Consider the following 20,745-nt stretch of genomic DNA (forward strand, 5'->3'; position numbering starts at 1 on the left):
CCTGCCAAGCCGCCGCGACACCCCGGTAGTGGCTGGCGCCGAAGGCCAGGAGCGACCACGGACGTGCTAAGCAGACGCCTCCTGCTGTGGACTCGGCTGCCGCGGCACGGTCTTCCGCTTGCGCTGCTGCGCCCGGGTGTTGAGCCCCAGCACGGCGATGAGCAAGACGCCCCAGGCGAACTCGGCGGCGAAGTTGGCACCGCTCCACCGGCCCAGCGCCAGGTTGATGCCCGTCTGCACCTGCTGCATGGCCGCGACGGCCAGCAGCACGGCGACCACCAGGCCGCGCCCACCGTAGGGGTTCACGCCGGACAGGACCGCGACCAGGATCGCCTGGATCAGGAAGGAGGAACCGAAGGAGACGTTGGCCGCGTTGGTGCTGGCGAACATGATCAGCCCCGCCGTCGAGGCGATGAGCCCACTGAGCACGTAGGTGCGGACCTGGACGCGCTCGACGTGCAACCGCGCGTAGCGGCTGACGCGGCTGGAGGCACCGACCGAGTACATCCGGAAGCCGAACCGGGTGCGCACGGTCAGGTAGTGCAGCGCCACGACGATCCCCACCAGGGTCAGGAAGGCCACCGGGACCCCGATGAGGGTGCCGCGACCGAGGAAACCAAGGGTGCCGGTGCCGTACTGCGTACTACCGCCAGTGATCCCGGTGGAGATGCCGGTGAACAGGGCGAGGGTGCCCAGCGTGATCGGGATCGGGTGGACCCGCAGCCGTGACACCAGCATCCCGTTGATCGTCCCGGCAACCGCGCCCACAGTGAGACAGGCCACGACACCGACGAGCGAGGCGGTGGTGTCACCCAGCGACCCGGCGAGGGCCGTTGCCGTCATCGCGGCGGCAATCGCGCCGGCGTTGGCGACCGCCACGATCGACAGATCGATACCACCGATGAGGAAGGTCAGGCACACGCAGACAGCCAGCAGCCCGATCGGCGCCATCTGGCTGGCCATCGAGGCGATGTTCCGCAACGTGGGATAGGTGTTGGGTGCCAGGATCGTCAGCACCACGAAGAGGACGACCACCAGGCCCGCCAGGGCGAGGGGGTAGTACTTGCCGCCGAGCCGCGCGTTCATGCTGCTGCCTCCACCACTCCACGGGCACGTTCCTGCCGTCGCTGGCGCAGGGCCGGTACCCCGACGCCGAGGAGGAGGAACAGACCGACGAACAGCTGCCGCCATGCCGTGGGTACGCCGACCAGCACCAGGCTGGAGCCGACCATCGTGATCAGCAGGACGCCGAGCATCGTGCCCAGCACCGTGCCGCGTCCGCCGGTGACCGCCGCGCCGCCGAGAACCACGGCCGCGAGCGCGTCCATCTCGAGGCCCACGATGGTGAACGGGTCGGCGGCCCGGTTGAGCGCGCCGCTCAGTATCCCGGCCATTCCGGCCAGCACTCCGGCGAGCACGAACGCCGAGACGCGCACCCGCGTCACCGCCACGCCCAGCCGGGTCGCAGCCTCCTCGTTGTCACCGACGGCGTACATGCTGCGGCCCCACCAGGTGGAGCGCAGCGCCCAGCCGACCAGCAGGGCCACCGCCACCAGCAGGACCACGGACACGTGCAGCTGAGCCGGGCGGGTACCCCCGGCGATGGTGAAGGCCTGGCTGGTGGAGAACTCCGACATCTGCGCCGGCAGCACGCGGATCCGCTCGGTGCCGACGAAGGCGAGCAGGCCGCCACGGAACAGCGTCAGCGTGCCAAGGGTCACGATCAATGAGGGCAGCCGCAACTGCGTGACCAGGACGGCATTGACCAGGCCGAACAGGCCGCCGACGGCACAGGCCAGCAGCACCGCGACGACGAACGGTCCCTCGTACTGGAGCTCCAGCAGCACGACGGTGGCGATGTACATCGCAGCCACGGCCGTCGCGGAGACCGAGACATCGATGCCGCCGGTGATCAGCACCATCAGCATGCCCAGGGCGAGGAACCCGAGAATGACCGCGCTGCGGCCGATCCCGAACAGGTGGGGAAGGCGCAGGAACTGGGGTGCCAGCAGTGCGAACAGCAGGCCGACGGCCAGGATGACCAGGACGAGCAGTGCCTCCCGGCTCCTCATCACCTTGCCGATCATGCGGCGGCTCCCTCGTTGCTGATGCGCTGAAGAACGTCGTCCTCGGTCATGCCCTCGGTCGAGCAGCGGTGCACCGCTCGGCCGTCGTGGATGAAGACCAGTTCGTCGCACAGGCTGAGCAGCTCCGCGGGCTCGTCCGAGATGAGCAGGATGGCGGTTCCGTCGTCGGCGACCCGCCGCACCAGCTGGTGGATCTCGGAGCGGGAGCCGACGTCGACCCCGACCGTTGGGTTGTTGAGGACGATGACGTCAGGGTCCGGGGCGAGCGCCCGCGCGAGCAGTACTCGCTGCTGGTTGCCGCCGGAGAGCGAGAACACGGGCGCGGACACGTCCGGCGCCTTGACACGGAGCCGCTCACGCCAGCTCTCGGCCATGCTCACGGCGCGGTCGGTAGACAGCGTGCCGCCACGCCCGACCGCCGCGTCCAGGTTGTTGAGGATGACGTTGTCGGCGATCGACCAGTCGAGCAGCAGTCCCTCGGTGAGCCGGTCGTCCGGGACGTACTGCACCTTGGACAGGCCCAGCAAGTTGTCGACTGGCTTGCCGTGATAGCGGATCTCGCCTCGCTCGGCCTGGACCAGCCCGACGAGCGCCAGTCCGATCTCGGTTCGGCCCGACCCGACCAGGCCGGCCAGGCCCACGACGCGTCCTGGGTGCAGCGACAGGTCGATGTCACGGAAGCTCGAGCTGAGTGACAGCCCGCTGGCCTGCAGGACCGGCTCGCCCGCCGGCTCGGGGGCACGCTGGCGGCTGACGTCGTCGACCACCCCTCCGGTCATGAGGTGGGTGATCCGGCTTTGGTCATACTCGTGAGAAGCTCCGCTGGAGACCACCTCGCCGTCACGGATGACGGTGACGTCGTCGGCCACCGAGACCACCTCGCGCAGCTTGTGGGAGATGAACAGGAACGACAGCCCCTGGCTGCTCAACCCGCGAACCGTCTCCAGCAGCTGGTCGATCTCGTCGTGCGTCAGCGACGCCGTGGGCTCGTCCATGAGCACGATCCGGCCCTCCGAGGAGACGGTGCGTGCGATCGCCACGAGCTGACGCTCGGCGGTGGACAGGTCACCAAGGCGGGCCTCTGGGTCCAGCTGGAGGCCGAGAGTGTCCAGGGCCTCGATGGCGCGGCGACGCCGACCCCGCCCGCCGATCGTGCGCAGCAGCGGCCGGTTCCCCTCGAAAACCAGGTTCTCCGCAACGGTCATGTTGGGGAAGACCGCCAGGTCCTGGTAGATGACGCGCACGCCATGCCGCAGCGCCGCGCGCGGGTCGACGTGCTCGACACGCTCGCCGTTGTACTCGACGTGGCCGGAGTCGGGGCTAACCACTCCGGCGATCACCTTGGTCAGCGTGGACTTGCCCGAGCCGTTCTCGCCCACGAGGCCGTGAACCGTGCCGCGGCGCAGCCGCAGGTCCACGTCCAGCAACGCGTGCACCGTGCCATAGGTCTTGGTGATGCCGTGGACGGCCACGGCCGGGACGGCCGGGACGTCACCGGTTGGCGACGTCCCGGCGCGGTCCGGAGTCTCAGAAGTCATACTCGTTGACGTTGTCTGCCGTGACGGAGATCCACGCCTCGTTGCCGTAGATGACCTTGCCGTCGATGGCGACCTCCTCATAGCCCTGGACGCCGAGGTCGTCACCTTCCGAGATCTCCTCCCCGTCGAGCAGCCGCTGAGCCACCACGTTCATCGCCTCCCCGGCATCCGCCGGGTCCCAGAACGTGATGAGGTCGATGCTGCCGTTCTCGAGACCGGCGCGGGCGTCGTTCGGCACGCTGGTGCCGACCACGGCCACCTCGTCCGACAGCCCGGCCTCGTCAACCGCCTGCCCGACGCCGACCACATCCGTGGAGGCCGACCCCTGCACGCCCTTGATGTCGGGGTAGGCGGACAGCAGCTCCTGCATCCGCTCATAGGCGATCTGGGAGTCGTCACTGGTCTCGACGATGTCCCCGACCATCTCCATGTCGGGGTAGTTCTCCTCCTGGTGCTCCTGGGCCGCCGTGACCCAGTCCATGTGGGTCGCCGAGCTCAGCGAACCGACCATGAGCGCGTACTGCCCCTCCTCGCCCATCCGCTCGGCGAGCTCGTCCATCAGGTTGCGGCCGTAGTCGTCGTTGCGGAAGGCCTCGAGGTCGTAGTCGGCGTTCTCGATCTCGGGCGCCTCGTGGGTGACGACGACGATGTCATCCTGCATCGCCCGGCCGAGCACCTGCTCGACGGCGTCCGGCTGGAAGGGGACCACCGCCAGCGCGTCGACGCCTGAGGCCAGCAGGTCCTCCAGGACCCGGACCTGGGCGTTGGCGTCTGCCTGGCCAGAGCCCTGCATGTAGGCGTCGGCGCCGGTGCTCTCCGCGTAGCGGTCGACGCCCTCCTCCATGCGGTTGAACCAGGACACGCCGGTCAGCTTCGGCACGGTCACGATCGTGGGTCCGTCCCCGGAGCCGCCACCGGTGCTGCCGGTGGCGCCGCCGTCCTCGGCGGTCTCGCCGCCGCCTCCGCCGCCCTCGCTTTCGGGCTCTTCCTCGAGCGAACCGCACGAGGCGAGGGCGAGGGGTAGCGTCGCGGCGGCGGCCAGGGCGAGGGTGCGCCGGGCGGTCATGCGGCTAGCGGTGCGGAACAGTCGCAGCGGCGTGGTCATGTGTCTCCTCCTGAGATCAGGCCCGGCAGGAGCCGGTGCCACGGGTGTGGGTGTCGACGGACACGGCGGGTAGCGGCTTGGCGAGTCAGAGTGCTGCCCTCACCTCCTCCAGGAGCCGGAGCAGGGCGACTGACCCCGGGTCCTGCTGTCCGATGCTGCGCTCGCCGAGCCAGCTGGCACGTCCGCGCTGTGACTGCCGCGCTGCTCCCTCGTGTACGGCCTCGGAGGCGCGCTCGACGAGCAGGTCCAGGAGGGACTGGGCGGAAGCGTGCTCAGTCGATGCCGACTCGAGCGTCTCGAGGACCGGGCTGAGGACGTCGACGACCGTCTTGTCACCCACCTGGGCGCCACCCCGCTCCTGGATCCGGTGCAGCAGCCGTCTGGCCAGCAGCGCGGCCTCTGCACGACCGAACCGGTCGTGCTCGGCCAGGGCCAGGGAGGCGTTCACCAGCCCGCCCCCCATCAGGGCGGCATAGGTCGAGGGGTTGCCCCCGGCGAAGGCCGACCCCGCGACCCTGACGACCTCGGCGGGGTGGGCGTCCTCCGGGAGGGCGCCCACTGCGGAGCGAACGGCCTCCGCGCCGGTGCTGACGGTGACGCCGAGGTCACCATCACCGACCGCGGCGTCCAGCCGGCGCAGTTCCTCGGCGTGCTGGGGCCACCGCGCGACCGCGTTGAGCAGCACCTCCCGGAGCCGGCCGGGGGCGGGGCTACGCCGGACTGCTGCCGGCCCAGCGGCTGTTGCCCCGCTCTCGGGCGGCGTGGCCGCCGTCGGTTCCGGGTCCGTGGCGGGGGCTCGGCCGGGGGAGGCGCTGCCCTGGGAGAAGAACGGCGACCGTGCCGGGGCGTCGATCAGCTCGGTGAGCTGCTCGTCCAGGTGCAGCACCGACAGCGAGGCGCCAGCCATCTCAAGGCTGGTGGCGTACTCGCCCACGTAGCGACGGTGCACCGCGATGCCGCGCTCCTGCAGCACCCGATGGGCGCGGCGGTAGATCAGGTAGAGCTCTTCCAGCGGAGTGGCGCCCAGGCCGTTGACGAGCAGCGCGACGCGGTCTCCTTCGGTCAAGCCGAGTTCGCCCAGGATCTCGGTCAGGAACCGGTCAGTGATCTCATCGGCGGTCTCGAGGGGGCCGCGGTGCTGTCCCGGCTCGCCGTGAATCCCGATGCCGACCTCCATCTCACCGTCGTCGAGGGTGAAGGTCGGCTCGCCCGCCGCGGGGAGGATGGTGGGAGACAGGCCCACCCCCATCGTCCGGGTGCGGTCGACGGTGTGCTGGGCCACGCGGGTCACCGCGTCCAGGTCCTCGCCGCGGGCCGCAGCGGCACCTGCTGTCTTGTAGGCGAAGATCAGCCCGGCTACCCCCCGTCGGGTTGCGGCCTTCTCCGGAGGCGCCGACAGGATGTCGTCGGTGCCCAGGACGGTGGTGGTGCGCACACCCTCGGCGGCCGCCAGGTCGGCAGCGATGTCGAAGTTGTAGACGTCACCGCCGTAGTTGCCGTAGAGGTACAGCACGCCCCCGCCGCTGTCGCTGGCCATGGTCGCGGCGTGGATCTGCTCGGGCGACGGCGAGGAGAAGACGTTGCCGACGGCGACACCGGAGGCCAGCCCCTCACCGACGTAGCCGAGGAAGAAGGGAAGGTGGCCCGAGCCGCCGCCGGTGACGATGCCAACGCTCCCGGCGCCCGCGCTCGTGCGCACGAGCGCGCGCTGGTCGGCCGAGGCCGCGCGCAGCTGGTCGGGGTGGGCGAGCAGGATCCCGTCGATCACCTCGTCGACGAACGTCTCGGGGCTGTTGATGATCTTCTTCATGGCGCTCCTCGCTGGGGTCGTGTCAGGCGGAACGAGCGGCGCGGACGAAGTCCGCGGCCCGCTCCGGGTCGACCGGGTTCCAGGTGTAGCCGTCCACCTTCAGCGCGGACCCGACGATCACGCCGTCGGCGTGCTGGAGGAAGGCCGCGATGGTGCTCGCGCGCGCGCCCGTGTTCAGCAGCACCGGCACCTCCTCGGGCACGCTCTCGCGCACCGCCGCGACGGCCTCGACGTCGGGCTGGCTTCCTGCCATCGGCCCGGAGACCAGGATGGCGTCGGCGAGGGAGGACACGACGGTGGAGCGTGCGACCTGCGGTGCGCTGCGCGACCCCAGCGAGGAGGCGAACTCCGGGGTGATGTTCATGAACACACCCAGGTCCTCCCGGTCGAGGTAGCGGCGCTGCCGCAGCGTCTCTGCACAGTTGGTGTTCCACAGCCCCATGTCCGACTCCCACACCCCGGTGGTGACCTCCCGGATGAAGCTGGCGTCCGTGGCCACGGCGGCGGCCAGGGCGATCCTGGGGTCCCAGAGGAAGTCGACGCCGTAGGGCACGGAGTCGGGACGGCACTCGGTCACGACCCGCGACATGAACGCGGCCGAGGCCGGGCTGCCCTCCAGCTCGTACGGACGGTCGTTCTCGTTGCAGAACAGCACGGCGTCGAAACCCGCCGCGACGAGCGCGTCGACGTCGCGGCGCACGTGTTCGATGATCGCCCCCATCCCGGCCCCGTCATAGAGCGGTGTCCCGGGCAATGCGGGGACGTGCGCCATCGCGATCAGCGGCTGGTCGGTGTCGGGGAAGATGGTGCGGAAACGGGTCACCGTGTGTGCTCCCTGCTCTCGGTGTCGGGTCTGGTGGTGTCCCCGGAAGGCTCCGGGACGGTCAAGCGATGCCATGAGCGGTCTGGGCGGCGCCCCGGCTCAGGTCGAAGGCGTGGGCGCGGCGGGCGAACTCGGTCACCAGCGTGGCGGTGTGCTCGACGTCGCTGAGCTGGGCGGTCTCCACCGGCGAGTGGGTGTAGCGGCAGGGGATGCCCAGTGAGACTGCGGCGATCCCCTCCGCGGTGGCCATGGGGAGGTAGGAGGCGTCGTTGAGGCAGCCGATCACGGCGTCGTACTGCAGCGGGACCCCGGTGGCACCGGCGGCTTCCTCGACGCCCCGGACGAGTGCGGGGTGCGGGACCAGCCCACCCAGCGTGCCGCGGCCGTGGAAGGTCAGCCGGGACAGCGAGGGTCCCAGCCCGAGCGAGGAGGTGCCCTGGCCGGACAGGTCGGGAGGGTCGGTGGCCGGCACGATGTCCGTGACCAGCGCGATATCGGGACGCAGCCGCTCGGCCATGGCCAGCGTGCCCTTCAGGTTGAACTCCTCCAGGCACGAGAAGACCACGTGCACCCGTGCGTCGGGCGGGTCCTCGGCCAGGTCGGTGAGAGCACGCATCATCGCTGCGACGCCCACCCTGTTGTCCAGCGACTTGCCCGAGAACCGGCCCCCGGTGAACTCGGTCCAGCTGGGGGCGTAGGTGACGGGATCACCGACCCGCACGCCCGCGTGCTCGGCATCGGCGGCTGAGGAGAAGCCAGCGTCGAGGTACAGGTCGGTCGCCGGGTGAGCCACGTACTTCTCCGACGCATCGGTCAGGTGGTGCGCCTTGCTGCCGACCACGGCAGGCAGGTCACCACCCGCGGTGTGCACGACCAGGCGCAGCGCCGGCAGCACCCGCTCGGGCATGCCGCCTAGCCGGTGCACGCGCAGCCAGCCGTCCTCCTCGATCGCACGGATCACGAGGCCCAGCTCGTCCAGGTGGGCCACCAGCATCACGGCGGTGCCGGCGTCCTCGGGGCCGACCGACACGGCAACCTGACCCAGCCGGTCCACCTGCTGCTGCCAGCCACGGGCGGAGGACCAGCTGGACACCGCGGCGGTGAGCCGGTCCTCGTTGCCGGTCGGGGCAGCGACGGACGACAGCTCCCGGATCAGGCCCAGCAGGTCACCGTCCGGGGCCCACGACTCGGGCCCGATGTCGTCCGGCTGCATTGACGTCTCCCTCGTGGCTGGGGCTGCGCGATCTCCGGCTCACTCTGCACGACCTCGTGCATAATGACGAGGGTGGCCTCGGAAATGTGCGCGAAATGTTGCAGAACCAGGCAACCGGCTCCCGGTTCCGTGCAACGGATGCACGACTGGGCGGTGGTGGGGGGACGCGGTGCGGGCCACTGACCGTCGGGACGAGATCCTGCGCCTGGTGCGGGAGGAGGGGTACGTCAACGCCGCGGCCCTGGCCCAGCGGCTCAACGTCGACACCTCGACCGTGCGGCGCGACCTGGCGCGGCTGGAGCAGCTGGGGCTGGTCGACCGTAGCCACGGTGGTGCGATCCGGCGCCGTGACGAGCCGGAGGTGCCCTACCAGGTGAAGCTGGAGCAACGCGTCGCCGAGAAGGAGGCCATCGGTCGCGCGGCCGCCGCGCAGGTCCCCGACGGCGGTTCCGTCATGCTCGACTCCGGGTCGACGACGCTCATGGTGGCCCGGGCGCTGTCCGGTCGGCGGAACCTGACCGTCGTGACCGCTGACGTACGCATCGCCGCCGAGCTGGTCACCCGTCCAGACGTGCGGCTGATCGTGCCTGGGGGAGAGTCGGTCCCGGACACCACCACGGTGGTGAGCCAGGAGGCGGTCGAGCTGGTGCAGCGGATGCACGTGGACCTGACGGTGCTGGGCGTCGATGCCCTCGACCGCGACGGCGCGACCAGCTTCACGAGTACCGTCGTGCCCCTCAAGCGCGCCATGATCGCCTCGGGCCGGCGGACCGTGATCGTGGCGGACAGCTCCAAGCTCGGCCGGCGCCAGCTGGTCCGGGTGGCCAGTCTGGAGGAGGTGGACGAGGTGATCACCGACGCGGGAGCCGATCCTCGCCTGGTCGACCAGTTCCCGGTCCCGGTCCAGGCGGTGGGGGCCGAAACGGAGAAGGTGGTGCGCTGATGTTCCTGGGGATCGACATCGGGACGGGGTCCTCCAAGGCCGTCCTCGCCAACGCCAAGGGTGCGGTGGTCCGCCAGGCGAGCCGCGGCCACCGCACCTGCACGCCGCGTCCCGGCTGGTACGAGCACGACGCCGACGGCGTCTGGTGGGACGACGTCGTCGCCCTGTGTCAGGAGGTGCTCCGGCCCGGCGAGGACGTCGAGGCGGTGGGGGTGAGCGGCATCGGGCCGGCTCTGGTCGTCACCGACGCGGACGACCGGCCGCTGCGTCCGGGCATCCTCTACGGCATCGACACCCGTGCCGCTGCGCAGGCCGAGCAGGAGAACCAGCGCCTCGGAGAGGCGGCGATCCGCCGGCTGGGCAATCCGATCAGCACCCAGTCCGTAGGCCCCAAGCTGGCCTGGCTCCAGCAGCACGAGCCAGAGGTATGGAGCCGGGTCCGCCGGTGGTACTCGGCGCCGGGCTGGGTCGTGCGACAGCTGACGGGGGAGTACACGCTTGATCGCTATTCCGCCTCGGCCTCGGACCCGCTGTACGACATGACCACGCGGGGGCTGTGGGACGAGGAGTGGGGCCGCTACCCACAGCTGGAGCGTCCACGGCTGGCAGAGTGTGCCGAGGTGGTCGGCGCCGTCAGGTCCGCCGCCGCCGAGGAGACCGGGATCCCAGTCGGGACGCCGGTGGTGGCCGGGACCATCGACGCCATGGCCGAGGCCTACAGCGCCGGCGTCACCACGGCGGGGGACACGATGGTGATGTACGGGTCCACGCTCTTTCTCATCCAGGTCGTAGACGACCTCATCCCGAGCCGGCTGCTGTGGGCGACCGAGGGGCTGGCCCCGGATCGCTCCAGCCTCGCAGCCGGCATGGCCACCGGCGGCCTGGTGACATCCTGGCTCGCCGAGGTCCTGGGGCGCGACTACGACGAGCTGGTGACCGCCGCTCAGCAGGTCCCGGCGGGCAGCGAGGGGTTGCTGCTGCTGCCCTATCTCTCCGGCGAGCGCACGCCGGTCTACGACCCCGCGGCTCGGGGTTCCTGGACGGGTCTCACCCTCGGTCATGGGCCCGGTCACCTCTACCGCTCCGCGCTGGAGGGGGTCTGTCTCGGGGTCCGCCACAACCTGCAGGCGATGGCCGACCTCGGCGCCCCCGCCCGTCGCCTGGTCGCCGTCGGCGGTGGCACGGCGCAACGGCTCTGGCTGCAGATCCTCAGTGACGCCACCGGCCTGCCGCAGGACCTCCCGACGCTCACTGTCGGTGCCTCCTACGGAGACGCACGGCTCGCGGCGGACGCTGCCGGTGTCGACACGCGGTCCTGGAACCCGGTGGCCGAGCGCATCGAGCCCGACCCCGAGGCACGGGCGGTCTACGACGAGCTGTTCGAGGTCTACACGGACGCCTACCGGGGGGCGGCGCCCACCATGCACCGACTGGCCGAGCTCGCCCGCGGGTGACGCCACCGAACGGGCGGCGCTGCAGGCGCGCACGGGAGGGCCCTGGGCCCGCCCGCATGTCGCTGCCGGGGGTGGACCCAGGGCTCCGGCAGCAGATCGAGGAGGCCGTGTCACAGCACGGCTGAGGGTTCGCCGGCGCGGTGATCGGCCCGTCCTTGTCAGGCCAACTGGACGGAGCGCCGGCGGCCTCCTTGCAGAAGAGGCCTGCAGGAATCGCCCTTAAGCCGCCGCGACGCCCCGATCAGGCCAGCGCGGCGCTGACCTCAGTCCGCTGCTCACACGGGTGCCGTCGACTGGCGTCGCACCACGTTCGATTGCCCGCTGATTACCACGTCACCCACCAGCTGCCCCTCCAGCTGCGATATCAGGGCGTCGACCGCTCGCTCGCCGAGCTCCTCGAGCGAGGTGGAGACGCAGGTCAGCGGCGGGTCGAGGTACCTCGCCAGCGGGGAGTCGTCGAAGCTGATGACCGAGAGGCCGCCCGGAGCAGGGCGGCCCAGGGCGCGCGCCGCATGGAGCACCCCCACCGCCTGCGTCAGGGAGCTGACGTACACCCCGGTGACCTCCGGGTGCCGCCGCAGCAGGCGGGAGGTCGCCTCCGCGCCGCCCTCCTCGTCGAAGGTGCCGTGAACGACCGGGCCGCGGCCCAGCCCGTGGCTGGCCAGCGCCGCCTGGTAGCCCTTCTCGCGCTCGTGCGCCGAGGTGACGTCCACGGGACCGGCGATGTGTGCCAGCCGTCGGTGACCGAGGGACAGCAGGTGTTCCACGGCCAGCGCGCTCGCCTCGCGGAAGTCCAGGTAGACGTTGCGGTGCGAACCGGCGACGGGCCGGTTGACGAAGACGTGCGGGAAGGCTGCGAGGTCCCGTTCGAACAGGGGGTGGCCCGGGCGCGCCGTGCCGATCAGCAGCCCGTCCACCCGCCCCGACCGCACCAGGTCGGTGACCTGCTCCGTGGCCTCCACCCCCGGGTCCTCCTCGACGACCACGACCATGTAGTGGCGGGCGAGGGCACGCACGAAGGCGCCTCGGAGGATGCGGGAGAACACGGGGTTGCTGAGGTCGGGCAGCAGCAGCGCCAGCGCCCCAGCCTCACCGCTGGCCAGGGCACGCGCGCCGGAGTGGGGCTGGTAGCCGAGTCGTTCCGCCGCCTGGGCCACCCGCGCGCGCGTCTCCTCGCGCACCTTCAGCGTCGGGTCCTGGTTGAGAACGCGCGAGGCGACCGACTTGGTCACGTTGGCCTCGGCCGCCACGTCCGACAGCCGGGCCCGCAGACCGGCGGGAGAGTCATTCGCTCGCAGCCGGTCGGCGCCGGCGCCTTGACGATCATCGACCACCGTGTGAGGGTAGCGCTGAAGAAAACCGGTTTTCTAGGAGGCGATGTGGCCGCGATCGATGCGGTGGAGGTGCGCTGCTACCAGGTACCGCTCGCGACGGTGCTGACCGACAGCACCCACGGGGTGATGGCCGACTTCGAGCTCGTCACGGTGCAGGTCCGCGACGTCGATGGTGTCGAGGGGCTCGGCTACACCTACGCGGTCAACTCGGGCGCCGAGGCGTTCCGTGTCCTGATCGAGGGCTACCTGGTCGACGTCCTGGTCGGCCGCGAGGCCGAGGAGATCGAGCGTCGGTGGCAGGACATGTGGTGGCGCGTCCACTACGCCGGCCGTGGCGGGCACGCCACCTCGGCGATCTCCGCCGTGGACATCGCGCTGTGGGACCTCAAGGCGCGCCGGCTCGACGCCCCGCTGTGGCGAGTGCTGGGTGGGTACGACCCCCGGGTCCCGGTCTACGCGGGGGGAGTGGATCTGGAGCTGCCGCTCGACGCGCTGCTCGACCAGGCCGACCGGTTCCGCGCCGCAGGGTTCGGCGCCATCAAGATGAAGGTCGGCCGGCCCCGGCTCCGTGAGGACGTGGAGCGGGTCACGGCCATGCGGGAGCACCTCGGGGAGGACTTCCCGCTCATGGTCGACGCGAACATGCGCTGGAGCGCCGACGAGGCGGTGCGGGCGGCCCGGCAGCTGCAGGACCTGCAGCTGCTGTGGGTCGAGGAGCCGACGATCCCCGAGGACGTGGAGGGACACCGGCGGGTCGTGGTCGAGGGCGGGGTGGCCGTGGCGGCGGGGGAGAACCTGCACACCCTGCACGAGTTCGAGCGGGTCATCTCCGCGGGAGCCGTGACCTTCCCCGAGCCCGACGTCGCCAACTGCGGAGGCATCACCGTGTTCCGGAAGATCGCCGCGCTGGCGGAGGCACGGAACCTGCCGGTCACGTCGCACGGAGTGCACGACCTCACGCTGCCGATCCTGGCGTCGGTGCCGAACCGCACCTACATGGAGGCGCACGGCTTCTCGCTGGACGAGTACCTGGCCGAGCCGATGCGGGTCGTCGATGGCCACGTCGTCGCCAGCGACCGGCCGGGCCATGGGCTGCAGCTGGACTGGACCCGGCTGCAGCAGCACAGCGTCAACTGATCAGTCACCGAGGCGGCGAGAGCCGTCCCAGTCAAGAGGAGGAGCGCGATGAAGCGCAGCACGAGTACCCACGGCAGCACGAGGACCGGCCGGTTGCCCCGTCGCGGGACGGCGATGGCGGCAGCGTTCGCGACCATGGTCGGGATGGCCGGATGCGCCGGCGAGATCGGCGGCGGCTCGGGTGACGACGAGGGAGGCGCCACCGGCGAGGGTGGCGAGCAGGAGACGCGGGCCCTCGACATGGCGTCGGTCTACGACGCCGAGGCGCCGCAGTCGCAGGCAGCGGTCGAGTTCGGCTCGCTGCTGGAGGAGTGCACCGATGGCGCGCTGACGGTGAACTTCTACCCGAACGGCTCGCTGGGCACGGAGAACGACAACTTCGACCAGGTCAGCAGCGGCGAGCTGGACATGACGCTCGCGGGCGCGGTCGGGCCCAACATGTTCGCGCCCGAGTACATGTTCTACCAGGCGCCCTTCATGATGCAGGACCAGGAGCACGTCCAGGCCTTCATCGACAGCGAGCTGCACGACGAGTTCGTGGGGGCGATGGATGAGCACAACGTCCACCTGCTCTCGCACATCCACCGGGGCGTGCGGCACTCGACGTCCAACCAGGCCTTCACGACACCCGATGAGCTCGCCGGGACGGCCTTCCGGCTGCCGGAGATCCCGGTCTGGGTCACCATCTGGAGCCAGCTGGGCATCGAGGCGACGCCCGTCGCCCTCCCGGAGCTCTACAGCGCCCTGCAGACCGGCGTGGTCGGTGCCTCGGAGGGGCCCTATGAGCAGTTCGCCACCTTCAGCCTGAACGAGGTGCAGGACTACGTCGTCAACACCGGCCACGTGGTCGAGGTGGTGCAGTTCTGGATCGGGCTGGAGCTGTATGAGTCGCTGCCACAAGACCAGCGCGACTGCGTCGACCAGGCGTCGGCGGAAGCCGCCGAGATCGGCACGCAGATGGTTGCCGAAGCCAATGACCAGTTCCTGCAGGAGCTGAAGGACGGCGGCATGGAGGTCATCGAGCCGGACCGGGAGGCCTTCGTCGAGGCCGCCCGGGAGCCGCTGGAGCAGCTCTTCGAGGACGAGTGGACCGTGACCACCTACGACGAAGTGATGAGCCTGGCGGACTGACGTCCGGGTTCTGGAAGGAACCGCCCATGGGTACTGTCCGCGCGCTCAAGCGGGGCCTGGACAGGGCGATCGACGTCGTGATGATCGCCCTGCTGGCGGGCATCGTCCTCCTGGTCCTCCTGCAGATCGCTCAGCGGCTGCTGCCGATACCGACCATGCTCTGGACCAGCGAGCTGTCGCGGTATCTCTTCGTGTACCTGACCTTCATCGGGTCCGCCCTGCTGGTGAAGGAGAAGGGACACATCGCCGTGGACCTGCTGATGGAGCGGCTCCCGGCGCGGGTGCGGGCGGTGGTGCTGGTGCTCGTCGACCTGGTGGTGCTCGCGTTCCTCTACGTGTTCATCAGCGGCATCCAAGAGCTCACCCTGTCGAACACCGGCACGGTGGCCGCGACGATGCCGTGGTTCAACCAGTCCTACCTCTACGCCGGTGTGTGGCTGGGCGCCCTGCTGATGTTCCTGTACGTGACGCTGCAGCTCGTCGAGGGCGTGCGGACAGGGCTGGGTTTCGCCGGGGCGCGCACCGAAGACGCGGGCCGCAACGTTGAACGGGGTGAGGCATGACCTTCGCCATCTTCATTGGGCTGCTGATCGTCCTCTTCCTGCTGCGGATGCCGGTGGCATTCGCCATGGCGGTGACCGCCGTGGTGCTGATGATGGTCGACGCGGGAGTTCTGCGCACCGTCACGGTGTCCCAGAACATGACCAGCGGGGTGAACAGCTTCATCCTGCTCGCGGTTCCGCTGTTCATCCTCACCGGCAAGCTGATGAACGTCGGGGGTGTCTCCGACCGCATCTTCGCCCTCGCGCGCGTGCTGGTCGGCTTCCTGCCCGGCGGCCTGGGCCACGTCAACGTGGTCAGCAGCGTCTTCTTCAGCGGCATGTCAGGGGCGGCAGTGTCGGACGCGGCCGGCCTGGGACAGGTGCTCATCCGCGCGATGCGGCGGCACGGCTACGATCCGGCGTTCGCCGGGGCCGTCACCGCGGCGTCCTCCACGATCGGCCCCATGATCCCGCCGAGCCTCCCGGCGGTCGTGTACGCGGTCTCGGCCGGCGTCTCGGTCGGTGCGCTGTTCGTCGGCGGGATCATCCCCGGTCTGCTCATGGCCGCGCTGATGATGGGGCTCGTGGCGGTGCTCGCGCACCGACGGCGCTACCCCCGTGACGAACGGATGCCGACCGTGCGGGAGGCGTCGAAGGCGTTCGGCTCCGCGCTGCTGCCGATGCTGACCCCCGTCATCATCATCGGCGGTATCGCCGCAGGCGGGTTCACCGCGACCGAGGCGGCCGCCGTGGCCGTCCTCTACGCGGGAATCCTCGGCGGGTTCGTCTACCGGGAGCTGACGTGGCAGCACCTCGTCGTGGCGCTTCGTGAGACGGCGCAGCTCAGCGCCGCCATCGGCCTCATCGTCGGGGCGGCGACCCTGTACGGGGTGGTGCTGATCCGCGCGCAGATCCCGCAGGCGGTCCTGGAGACGTTCACCGGAGCCATCGTCTCGCCGCTGGTGGTGCTGCTGGTGCTCAACCTCTTCCTGCTCCTGGTCGGGTGCTTCCTGGAGACCGTGGCCGCGATCACGATCCTGGTCCCGTTGCTCATGCCGCTGCTCACCGCGTTCGAGATCGACCCCCTCCACTTCGGGGTGATCATGATCCTGAACCTGATGATCGGGCTGCTCTCGCCACCGTTCGGTCTGGTGCTGTTCGTGGTCTCCCAGATCGGGGAGATCTCGGTCTGGAGCCTGATCCGCGCCCTCGGCCCGTTCTACGTGATCCTGGTGGTTGCGCTCATGATCGTGACGCTCGTGCCGTCCACCGTGCTGTGGCTGCCCGGGGCTCTGCTCTGACCGGCGTGGCGCAGGAGCCCGACGCGTGAGGGTGCCGCACCGGCGTGCGGCCCGTACCGTGGAGGTCACGACGCGGAGGTGAGGTCATGACCGGCAAGCACCGGCAGGAACCGGGCGACATCGATGCCGACGACCCGGACGGGGACCCGGACATCATGGACCCCCGGGACGACCGGGACGTCTCTCACGAGTACGAGGGCGACCCGGACGCCGACCCGGACAACATGAACCCGAGGGAGGGCGGCTGAGCGGCCGCTGAGCCGTGCGCCCGCCCCGGCGGCGAAAGGGTGCGGGTTGCGCCCCACCGTGGGGGCGCAACCCGCACCGCCGGGCCGGTTACTGCTGCGGCTGGGTGTTGTCGGTTCCGTCGAGCTGGCGCAGGAACTGGTGGCACTTGTGCGCGCGCTCGGAGTCCTGAGCCATGACCTCTTCGAAGAAGGTCGCGATCTCCTCCTGGCCGGCGTTCCTGGCGTCCCGGACGTACTGCCCGTAGTCGTGTCCAGCCTTGAGCGCGTGGTACTGCACGGAGATCAGGTCGAAGGTGACGTCGTCGAATCCGGTCTCACCTGTTGCCATGGTGTCCCTCCTGGTGCGTCGGAATTCTGGTCCCCGACGAGCCGGCTCCCCGAACCGCGATGGCCCAGGGGTGCCGGTGCGCCAGCGGTGTATCCAGGCTAGGCAGGTGCTGCTGACCCGCAACTCGAGCCCTGCGGCCAGGGTCGGTGCGGCCCTCACCCGCCTCCGGCAGGGAGCTCGTGCAGGGTGATGTCGGGGTGGTTGCGGGACACGGTCTCCAGGCGCCAGCGGTCGGGGAAGAGCGCGAGCAGGGTGCCGTCGGTGCGCTGCAGGACCTCGACGCGGGCGGCGCGGTCGATGGTGGGGGCGTCGGCGGGGTCGACCCGTCGGGCCAGCGTGAAGGGGAGCGGCTCCAGGGTGGTCTGGCAGTTGAACTCGCTGGCCAGTCGCTGCTGAACGACCTCGAACTGCATGAGGCCGACAGCGGCGAGGACGGGAGCCTGGTCGCCGCGCAGGTCCGAGCGCAGCACCTGGACGACGCCTTCCTCGTCGAGCTGGGCGATCCCGCGGCGGAACTGCTTGTAACGGCCGGTCTCCCGGGCGCGCAGCACGGCGAAGTGCTCGGGGGCGAACCGGTCGATGCCGGGGTAGCGCACCGGTCGCCCGGTGTGGATGGTGTCACCGACGGTGAGCGCGGTGGCGTTGACCAGGCCGACGATGTCGCCGGGCTGGGCGGTGTCGACGACGTGCCGTTCCCGCCCGAGGACCGCTTGGGCGTACTTGGTGGTGAACGGCTTGCCGGTGGTGGCGTGCTGCACGACCATGCCCCTGCGGAACGTCCCGGTCTGCACCCGGGCGTAGGCGAGCCGGTCGCGGTGTGCGGCGTCCATGCCGGACTGCACCTTGAACACCACCGCGCTGAAGTCGTCCTCCAGCGCCCGGGTCCGGCCGTCGACGTCGGTCGGTGGGGCAGGGGCGGGGGCGATCCTCAGCAGCGTGTCCAGCAGGTGGGAGACGCCGAAGTTCAGCAGCGCCGAGGCGAACAGCACCGGGGTGGTCCTCCCGGCCAGGAAGGCGTCCTGGTCGTGGTCGGCGCCGTCGGCGGCGAGCAGCTCGTGCTCCTCCAGCGCGGTGTCCCAGTCGGTACCGTGCCGCTCGCCGGCCTGGTCGGGGGTGAGCCGCTCCTCGGGTGCCCGGGTGGCCCCGCCGGCGGTGCGGGTGTACTGGACCATGTCACCGCTGGACCGGTCCAGTACCCCGCGGAAGTCGCCGGAGATGCCGACCGGCCACGTCAGCGGCGTGGGCCGCAGCCCGATCTCGGTCTCGATCTGGTCCAGCAGCCCCAACGGTTCCCGGCCGGGCCGGTCCCACTTGTTGATGACGGTCAGGACGGGGATGCCGCGGTGGCGGCAGACCTGGAACAGCTTCAGCGTCTGCGGCTCCAGCCCCTTGGCGGCATCGATGAGCATGACCGCGGCATCGACGGCGGTCAGCACCCGGTAGGTGTCCTCGGAGAAGTCGGCGTGGCCAGGCGTGTCCACCAGGTTGACCACGTGGTCGCGGTAGCCGAACTGGAGCGCTGCGGAGGCGATGGAGATGCCGCGGTCGCGCTCCATCTGCATCCAGTCCGACACCGTCGATCGGCGCCCCGCCTTGCCGTGCACCGCGCCCGCCTCCGACAGCACCTGGGCGTGGAGCGCCAGCGCTTCGGTCAGCGTCGACTTCCCGGCGTCAGGGTGGGAGATGACGGCGAAGGTGCGGCGCGGTCGGTCTCGCTCCACGTCACTCATCCACGACCGACAGTAGCGCGACAGTCGTCGTGGGCACGAATCGGAACCGAGCGGTCGAGGCCGCTGCCACCGTGGACAGGTACCGCCACAGCATCCGCGTCGTGCGATAGTGCCGGTGCGGCCGATCCTCCGTCACCGTGCCGTGCCGGCCGGGGGTCGCGGAGCGGCACGCAGCCCCTACTCCGCGCGCATGCGAAGGTAGAGTTCGCCGCTCGCTGACCGTCATCCGCGCCGTGCCCGCACACCAACCCCGGCAGAGAAGGGACCCACCGATGAGCCACCCCCACCCCGAGCTCGGGACGCCACCGAAGCTACCTCGCAACGGACTGCGGGTGGTGGCCCTGGGGGGCCTGGGAGAGGTCGGGCGCAACATGACGGTGCTGGAGCACCGGGGCCGGCTGCTGGTCATCGACTGCGGCGTGCTCTTCCCGCAGGAGCACCAGCCGGGCGTGGACGTGATCCTGCCGGACTTCTCCTTCATCCGAGACCGGCTCGACGACGTCGCCGGCATCGTGCTGACCCACGGCCACGAGGACCACATCGGAGGCGTGCCCTACCTGCTGCGCGAGCGACCGGAGATCCCGGTCGTCGGTTCCCGGCTGACGCTGGGGCTGCTCAGGGCCAAGCTGAAGGAGCACCGGATCGAGCCGACGACCGTCGAGGTGGCCGAAGGCGACCGGCGGTCGCTCGGCTCGTTCGACTGCGAGTTCGTGGCCGTCAACCACTCCATCCCGGACGGGCTGGCGGTGGCCGTGCGCACCGCGGCGGGCACGCTGCTGCACACCGGGGACTTCAAGATGGACCAGTTCCCGCTCGATGACCGCATCACCGACCTGCGCGCCTTCGCCCGGCTCGGCGAGGAAGGCGTCGACCTGTTCCTGGTCGACTCCACCAACGCCGAGGTCCCCGGATTCACCACCTCCGAGCGTGACCTGGCGCCGGCGATCGAGACGGTGTTCCGTACGGCGCCGGGACGGGTCATCGTCTCCAGCTTCGCCAGTCACGTGCACCGCATCCAGCAGGTCCTCGACGCCGCGCGCGCACACAAGCGCAAGGTCGCCTTCGTGGGCCGGTCGATGGTGCGCAACATGGGGATCGCCCGGGAGCTGGGGTACCTGAACGTGCCCCGGGGGCTGGTGGTCGACGCCAAGGAGCTGGAGGGCCTGCCCGACCACAAGGTGACACTGGTGTGCACGGGCTCGCAGGGCGAGCCGATGGCTGCGCTGTCACGGATGGCCAACCGCGACCACCAGATCCGTATCGGCGAGGGTGACACCATCCTGCTGGCCAGCTCCCTCATCCCCGGCAACGAGAACGCCATCTCCCGGGTCATCAACGGGCTCACCCGCTGGGGCGCCAAGGTCGTACACCAGGGCAACGCCAAGGTGCACGTGTCGGGCCATGCCAGTGCCGGGGAGCTCGTCTACTGCTACAACATCGTCCGGCCGCGCAACGTGATGCCGGTCCACGGCGAGTGGCGCCACCTGCGGGCCAATGCCGACCTGGCCATCCGTACCGGCATCGCCCCCGACCGGGTCGTCGTGGCCGACGACGGGGTGGTCGTGGACCTCATCGACGGCAGGGCCAAGGTCACCGGCAAGGTCCGCGCCGGTTACGTCTACGTCGACGGGGCATCGGTCGGCGGCGTCACCGAGGAGGCGCTGCGCGACCGGGTCACCCTCAGCCAGCAGGGCACCGTGACGGTCGTCGCGCTCGTCGACGCCGACACCGGCGAGCTGACCGAGCCGCCGGACTTCCTGGCCCGGGGTTTCGGTACCGACGAGGCGCTCTTCGAGGGCGCGGTCCCGGCCATCGAGAGGGCACTGGCCGGCGCCGCCGCGAAGGGCATCGGCGACGCTCACGAGCTCGAGCAGCTCATGGCCCGCGCGCTGAGCCAGTGGGTGGCCCGCAAGCACCGGCGCAACCCGCTGGTGATCCCGGTCGTCATCGAGGCCTGACGCGGCGAGACCGCCACCTCCTGGTCGGCGGGGCCCTTGGTGCCCCGGGCCACCCCCTGGACA

General features: G+C 70.6%; 18 protein-coding genes. 8 read left to right on the forward strand and 10 right to left on the reverse strand.

The window, feature by feature from the left end; genetic code table 11:
• Positions 1-66 precede the first annotated feature (66 nt).
• From GFJ45_RS02365 to GFJ45_RS02395, 7 genes are all read right to left on the reverse strand, one after another.
• On the reverse strand, positions 67-1,086 hold the full coding sequence (locus GFJ45_RS02365; RefSeq protein ID WP_194288468.1) for an ABC transporter permease: 1,020 nt from the start codon (positions 1,084-1,086) through the stop codon (positions 67-69).
• Positions 1,083-2,087, reverse strand: a complete 1,005-nt coding sequence (locus GFJ45_RS02370; RefSeq protein ID WP_153393744.1) for an ABC transporter permease — start codon at positions 2,085-2,087, stop codon at positions 1,083-1,085. The genes GFJ45_RS02365 and GFJ45_RS02370 overlap by 4 nt, the downstream gene beginning before the upstream one ends.
• Positions 2,084-3,625 (reverse strand): sugar ABC transporter ATP-binding protein, encoded by a 1,542-nt coding sequence (locus GFJ45_RS02375; protein WP_194288469.1) that lies wholly within the window; start codon positions 3,623-3,625, stop codon positions 2,084-2,086. Before GFJ45_RS02375 ends, GFJ45_RS02370 begins: the two co-directional genes overlap by 4 nt.
• Positions 3,615-4,730 (reverse strand): autoinducer 2 ABC transporter substrate-binding protein, encoded by a 1,116-nt coding sequence (locus GFJ45_RS02380; protein WP_228386374.1) that lies wholly within the window; start codon positions 4,728-4,730, stop codon positions 3,615-3,617. The genes GFJ45_RS02375 and GFJ45_RS02380 overlap by 11 nt, the downstream gene beginning before the upstream one ends.
• 85 nt (positions 4,731-4,815) lie before the next feature.
• The gene (locus tag GFJ45_RS02385; RefSeq protein WP_153393748.1) at positions 4,816-6,540 is read right to left on the reverse strand and encodes a dihydroxyacetone kinase family protein; all 1,725 of its coding nucleotides are present in this window, start codon (positions 6,538-6,540) and stop codon (positions 4,816-4,818) included.
• 22 nt (positions 6,541-6,562) lie between these two features.
• On the reverse strand, positions 6,563-7,363 hold the full coding sequence (locus GFJ45_RS02390; RefSeq protein ID WP_228386375.1) for a BtpA/SgcQ family protein: 801 nt from the start codon (positions 7,361-7,363) through the stop codon (positions 6,563-6,565).
• Between the two features lie 61 nt (positions 7,364-7,424).
• Complete coding sequence (locus GFJ45_RS02395; RefSeq protein ID WP_153393752.1) at positions 7,425-8,576, reverse strand: M42 family metallopeptidase; 1,152 nt, start codon at positions 8,574-8,576, stop codon at positions 7,425-7,427.
• Between the two features lie 169 nt (positions 8,577-8,745).
• Between GFJ45_RS02395 and GFJ45_RS02400 the strand changes: the two genes are divergently transcribed.
• Positions 8,746-9,519, forward strand: coding sequence for a DeoR/GlpR family DNA-binding transcription regulator (locus tag GFJ45_RS02400; RefSeq protein ID WP_153393754.1), 774 nt, complete (start codon positions 8,746-8,748; stop codon positions 9,517-9,519).
• A complete protein-coding gene (locus GFJ45_RS02405) occupies positions 9,519-10,973 on the forward strand; it encodes an FGGY-family carbohydrate kinase (RefSeq protein ID WP_153393756.1) in 1,455 nt (484 codons plus the stop codon). Before GFJ45_RS02400 ends, GFJ45_RS02405 begins: the two co-directional genes overlap by 1 nt.
• Before the next feature lie 275 nt (positions 10,974-11,248).
• On the opposite strand, the gene GFJ45_RS02410 is transcribed toward GFJ45_RS02405, so the two are convergent.
• Positions 11,249-12,307: a LacI family DNA-binding transcriptional regulator gene (locus GFJ45_RS02410; RefSeq protein WP_153393758.1), complete on the reverse strand. Its 1,059-nt coding sequence runs from the start codon at positions 12,305-12,307 to the stop codon at positions 11,249-11,251.
• Between the two features lie 45 nt (positions 12,308-12,352).
• Here GFJ45_RS02410 and GFJ45_RS02415 point away from each other — a divergent pair, with 45 nt between their 5' ends.
• From GFJ45_RS02415 to GFJ45_RS02435, 5 genes are all read left to right on the forward strand, one after another.
• Positions 12,353-13,444, forward strand: a complete 1,092-nt coding sequence (locus tag GFJ45_RS02415) for a mandelate racemase/muconate lactonizing enzyme family protein (RefSeq protein WP_228386377.1) — start codon at positions 12,353-12,355, stop codon at positions 13,442-13,444.
• A 48-nt stretch (positions 13,445-13,492) separates the two neighbouring features.
• The gene (locus GFJ45_RS02420; protein WP_153393760.1) at positions 13,493-14,575 is read left to right on the forward strand and encodes a TRAP transporter substrate-binding protein; all 1,083 of its coding nucleotides are present in this window, start codon (positions 13,493-13,495) and stop codon (positions 14,573-14,575) included.
• A 26-nt stretch (positions 14,576-14,601) separates the two neighbouring features.
• Entirely contained in the window at positions 14,602-15,138 is a 537-nt protein-coding gene (locus tag GFJ45_RS02425; protein ID WP_153393763.1) for a TRAP transporter small permease, read from the forward strand.
• Entirely contained in the window at positions 15,135-16,418 is a 1,284-nt protein-coding gene (locus GFJ45_RS02430; RefSeq protein ID WP_153393765.1) for a TRAP transporter large permease, read from the forward strand. Before GFJ45_RS02425 ends, GFJ45_RS02430 begins: the two co-directional genes overlap by 4 nt.
• 86 nt (positions 16,419-16,504) lie before the next feature.
• Complete coding sequence (locus tag GFJ45_RS02435) at positions 16,505-16,666, forward strand: hypothetical protein (RefSeq protein ID WP_153393767.1); 162 nt, start codon at positions 16,505-16,507, stop codon at positions 16,664-16,666.
• An 88-nt stretch (positions 16,667-16,754) separates the two neighbouring features.
• Here the strand turns inward: GFJ45_RS02435 and GFJ45_RS02440 are convergent, their stop codons facing one another.
• Together GFJ45_RS02440 and GFJ45_RS02445 are read right to left on the reverse strand one after the other, a co-directional pair.
• On the reverse strand, positions 16,755-16,994 hold the full coding sequence (locus GFJ45_RS02440; RefSeq protein ID WP_153393769.1) for an acyl carrier protein: 240 nt from the start codon (positions 16,992-16,994) through the stop codon (positions 16,755-16,757).
• A gap of 155 nt (positions 16,995-17,149) precedes the next feature.
• Positions 17,150-18,724: a peptide chain release factor 3 gene (locus tag GFJ45_RS02445; RefSeq protein ID WP_153393771.1), complete on the reverse strand. Its 1,575-nt coding sequence runs from the start codon at positions 18,722-18,724 to the stop codon at positions 17,150-17,152.
• Positions 18,725-18,996: 272 nt separating this feature from the next.
• On the opposite strand from GFJ45_RS02445, the gene GFJ45_RS02450 reads away from it, so the two are divergent.
• On the forward strand, positions 18,997-20,682 hold the full coding sequence (locus GFJ45_RS02450; protein ID WP_153393773.1) for a ribonuclease J: 1,686 nt from the start codon (positions 18,997-18,999) through the stop codon (positions 20,680-20,682).
• Positions 20,683-20,745: the final 63 nt, after the last annotated feature.

Source organism: Ornithinicoccus halotolerans (genome assembly GCF_009602535.1).
GTDB classification, from domain to species: Bacteria; Actinomycetota; Actinomycetes; order Actinomycetales; family Dermatophilaceae; genus Ornithinicoccus; species Ornithinicoccus halotolerans.

What these genes read in the sequence shown, in the direction of transcription:
- GFJ45_RS02365 (WP_194288468.1), bottom strand. Translation starts at nt 1,086, where the DNA reads ATGAACGCGCGGCTCGGCGGCAAGTACTACCCCCTCGCCCTGGCGGGC.
- GFJ45_RS02370 (WP_153393744.1), bottom strand. Translation starts at nt 2,087, where the DNA reads ATGATCGGCAAGGTGATGAGGAGCCGGGAGGCACTGCTCGTCCTGGTC.
- GFJ45_RS02375 (WP_194288469.1), bottom strand. Translation starts at nt 3,625, where the DNA reads ATGACTTCTGAGACTCCGGACCGCGCCGGGACGTCGCCAACCGGTGAC.
- GFJ45_RS02380 (WP_228386374.1), bottom strand. Translation starts at nt 4,730, where the DNA reads ATGACCACGCCGCTGCGACTGTTCCGCACCGCTAGCCGCATGACCGCC.
- GFJ45_RS02385 (WP_153393748.1), bottom strand. Translation starts at nt 6,540, where the DNA reads ATGAAGAAGATCATCAACAGCCCCGAGACGTTCGTCGACGAGGTGATC.
- GFJ45_RS02395 (WP_153393752.1), bottom strand. Translation starts at nt 8,576, where the DNA reads ATGCAGCCGGACGACATCGGGCCCGAGTCGTGGGCCCCGGACGGTGAC.
- GFJ45_RS02405 (WP_153393756.1), top strand. Translation starts at nt 9,519, where the DNA reads ATGTTCCTGGGGATCGACATCGGGACGGGGTCCTCCAAGGCCGTCCTC.
- GFJ45_RS02420 (WP_153393760.1), top strand. Translation starts at nt 13,493, where the DNA reads ATGAAGCGCAGCACGAGTACCCACGGCAGCACGAGGACCGGCCGGTTG.
- GFJ45_RS02425 (WP_153393763.1), top strand. Translation starts at nt 14,602, where the DNA reads ATGGGTACTGTCCGCGCGCTCAAGCGGGGCCTGGACAGGGCGATCGAC.
- GFJ45_RS02430 (WP_153393765.1), top strand. Translation starts at nt 15,135, where the DNA reads ATGACCTTCGCCATCTTCATTGGGCTGCTGATCGTCCTCTTCCTGCTG.
- GFJ45_RS02435 (WP_153393767.1), top strand. Translation starts at nt 16,505, where the DNA reads ATGACCGGCAAGCACCGGCAGGAACCGGGCGACATCGATGCCGACGAC.
- GFJ45_RS02440 (WP_153393769.1), bottom strand. Translation starts at nt 16,994, where the DNA reads ATGGCAACAGGTGAGACCGGATTCGACGACGTCACCTTCGACCTGATC.
- GFJ45_RS02445 (WP_153393771.1), bottom strand. Translation starts at nt 18,724, where the DNA reads ATGAGTGACGTGGAGCGAGACCGACCGCGCCGCACCTTCGCCGTCATC.
- GFJ45_RS02450 (WP_153393773.1), top strand. Translation starts at nt 18,997, where the DNA reads ATGAGCCACCCCCACCCCGAGCTCGGGACGCCACCGAAGCTACCTCGC.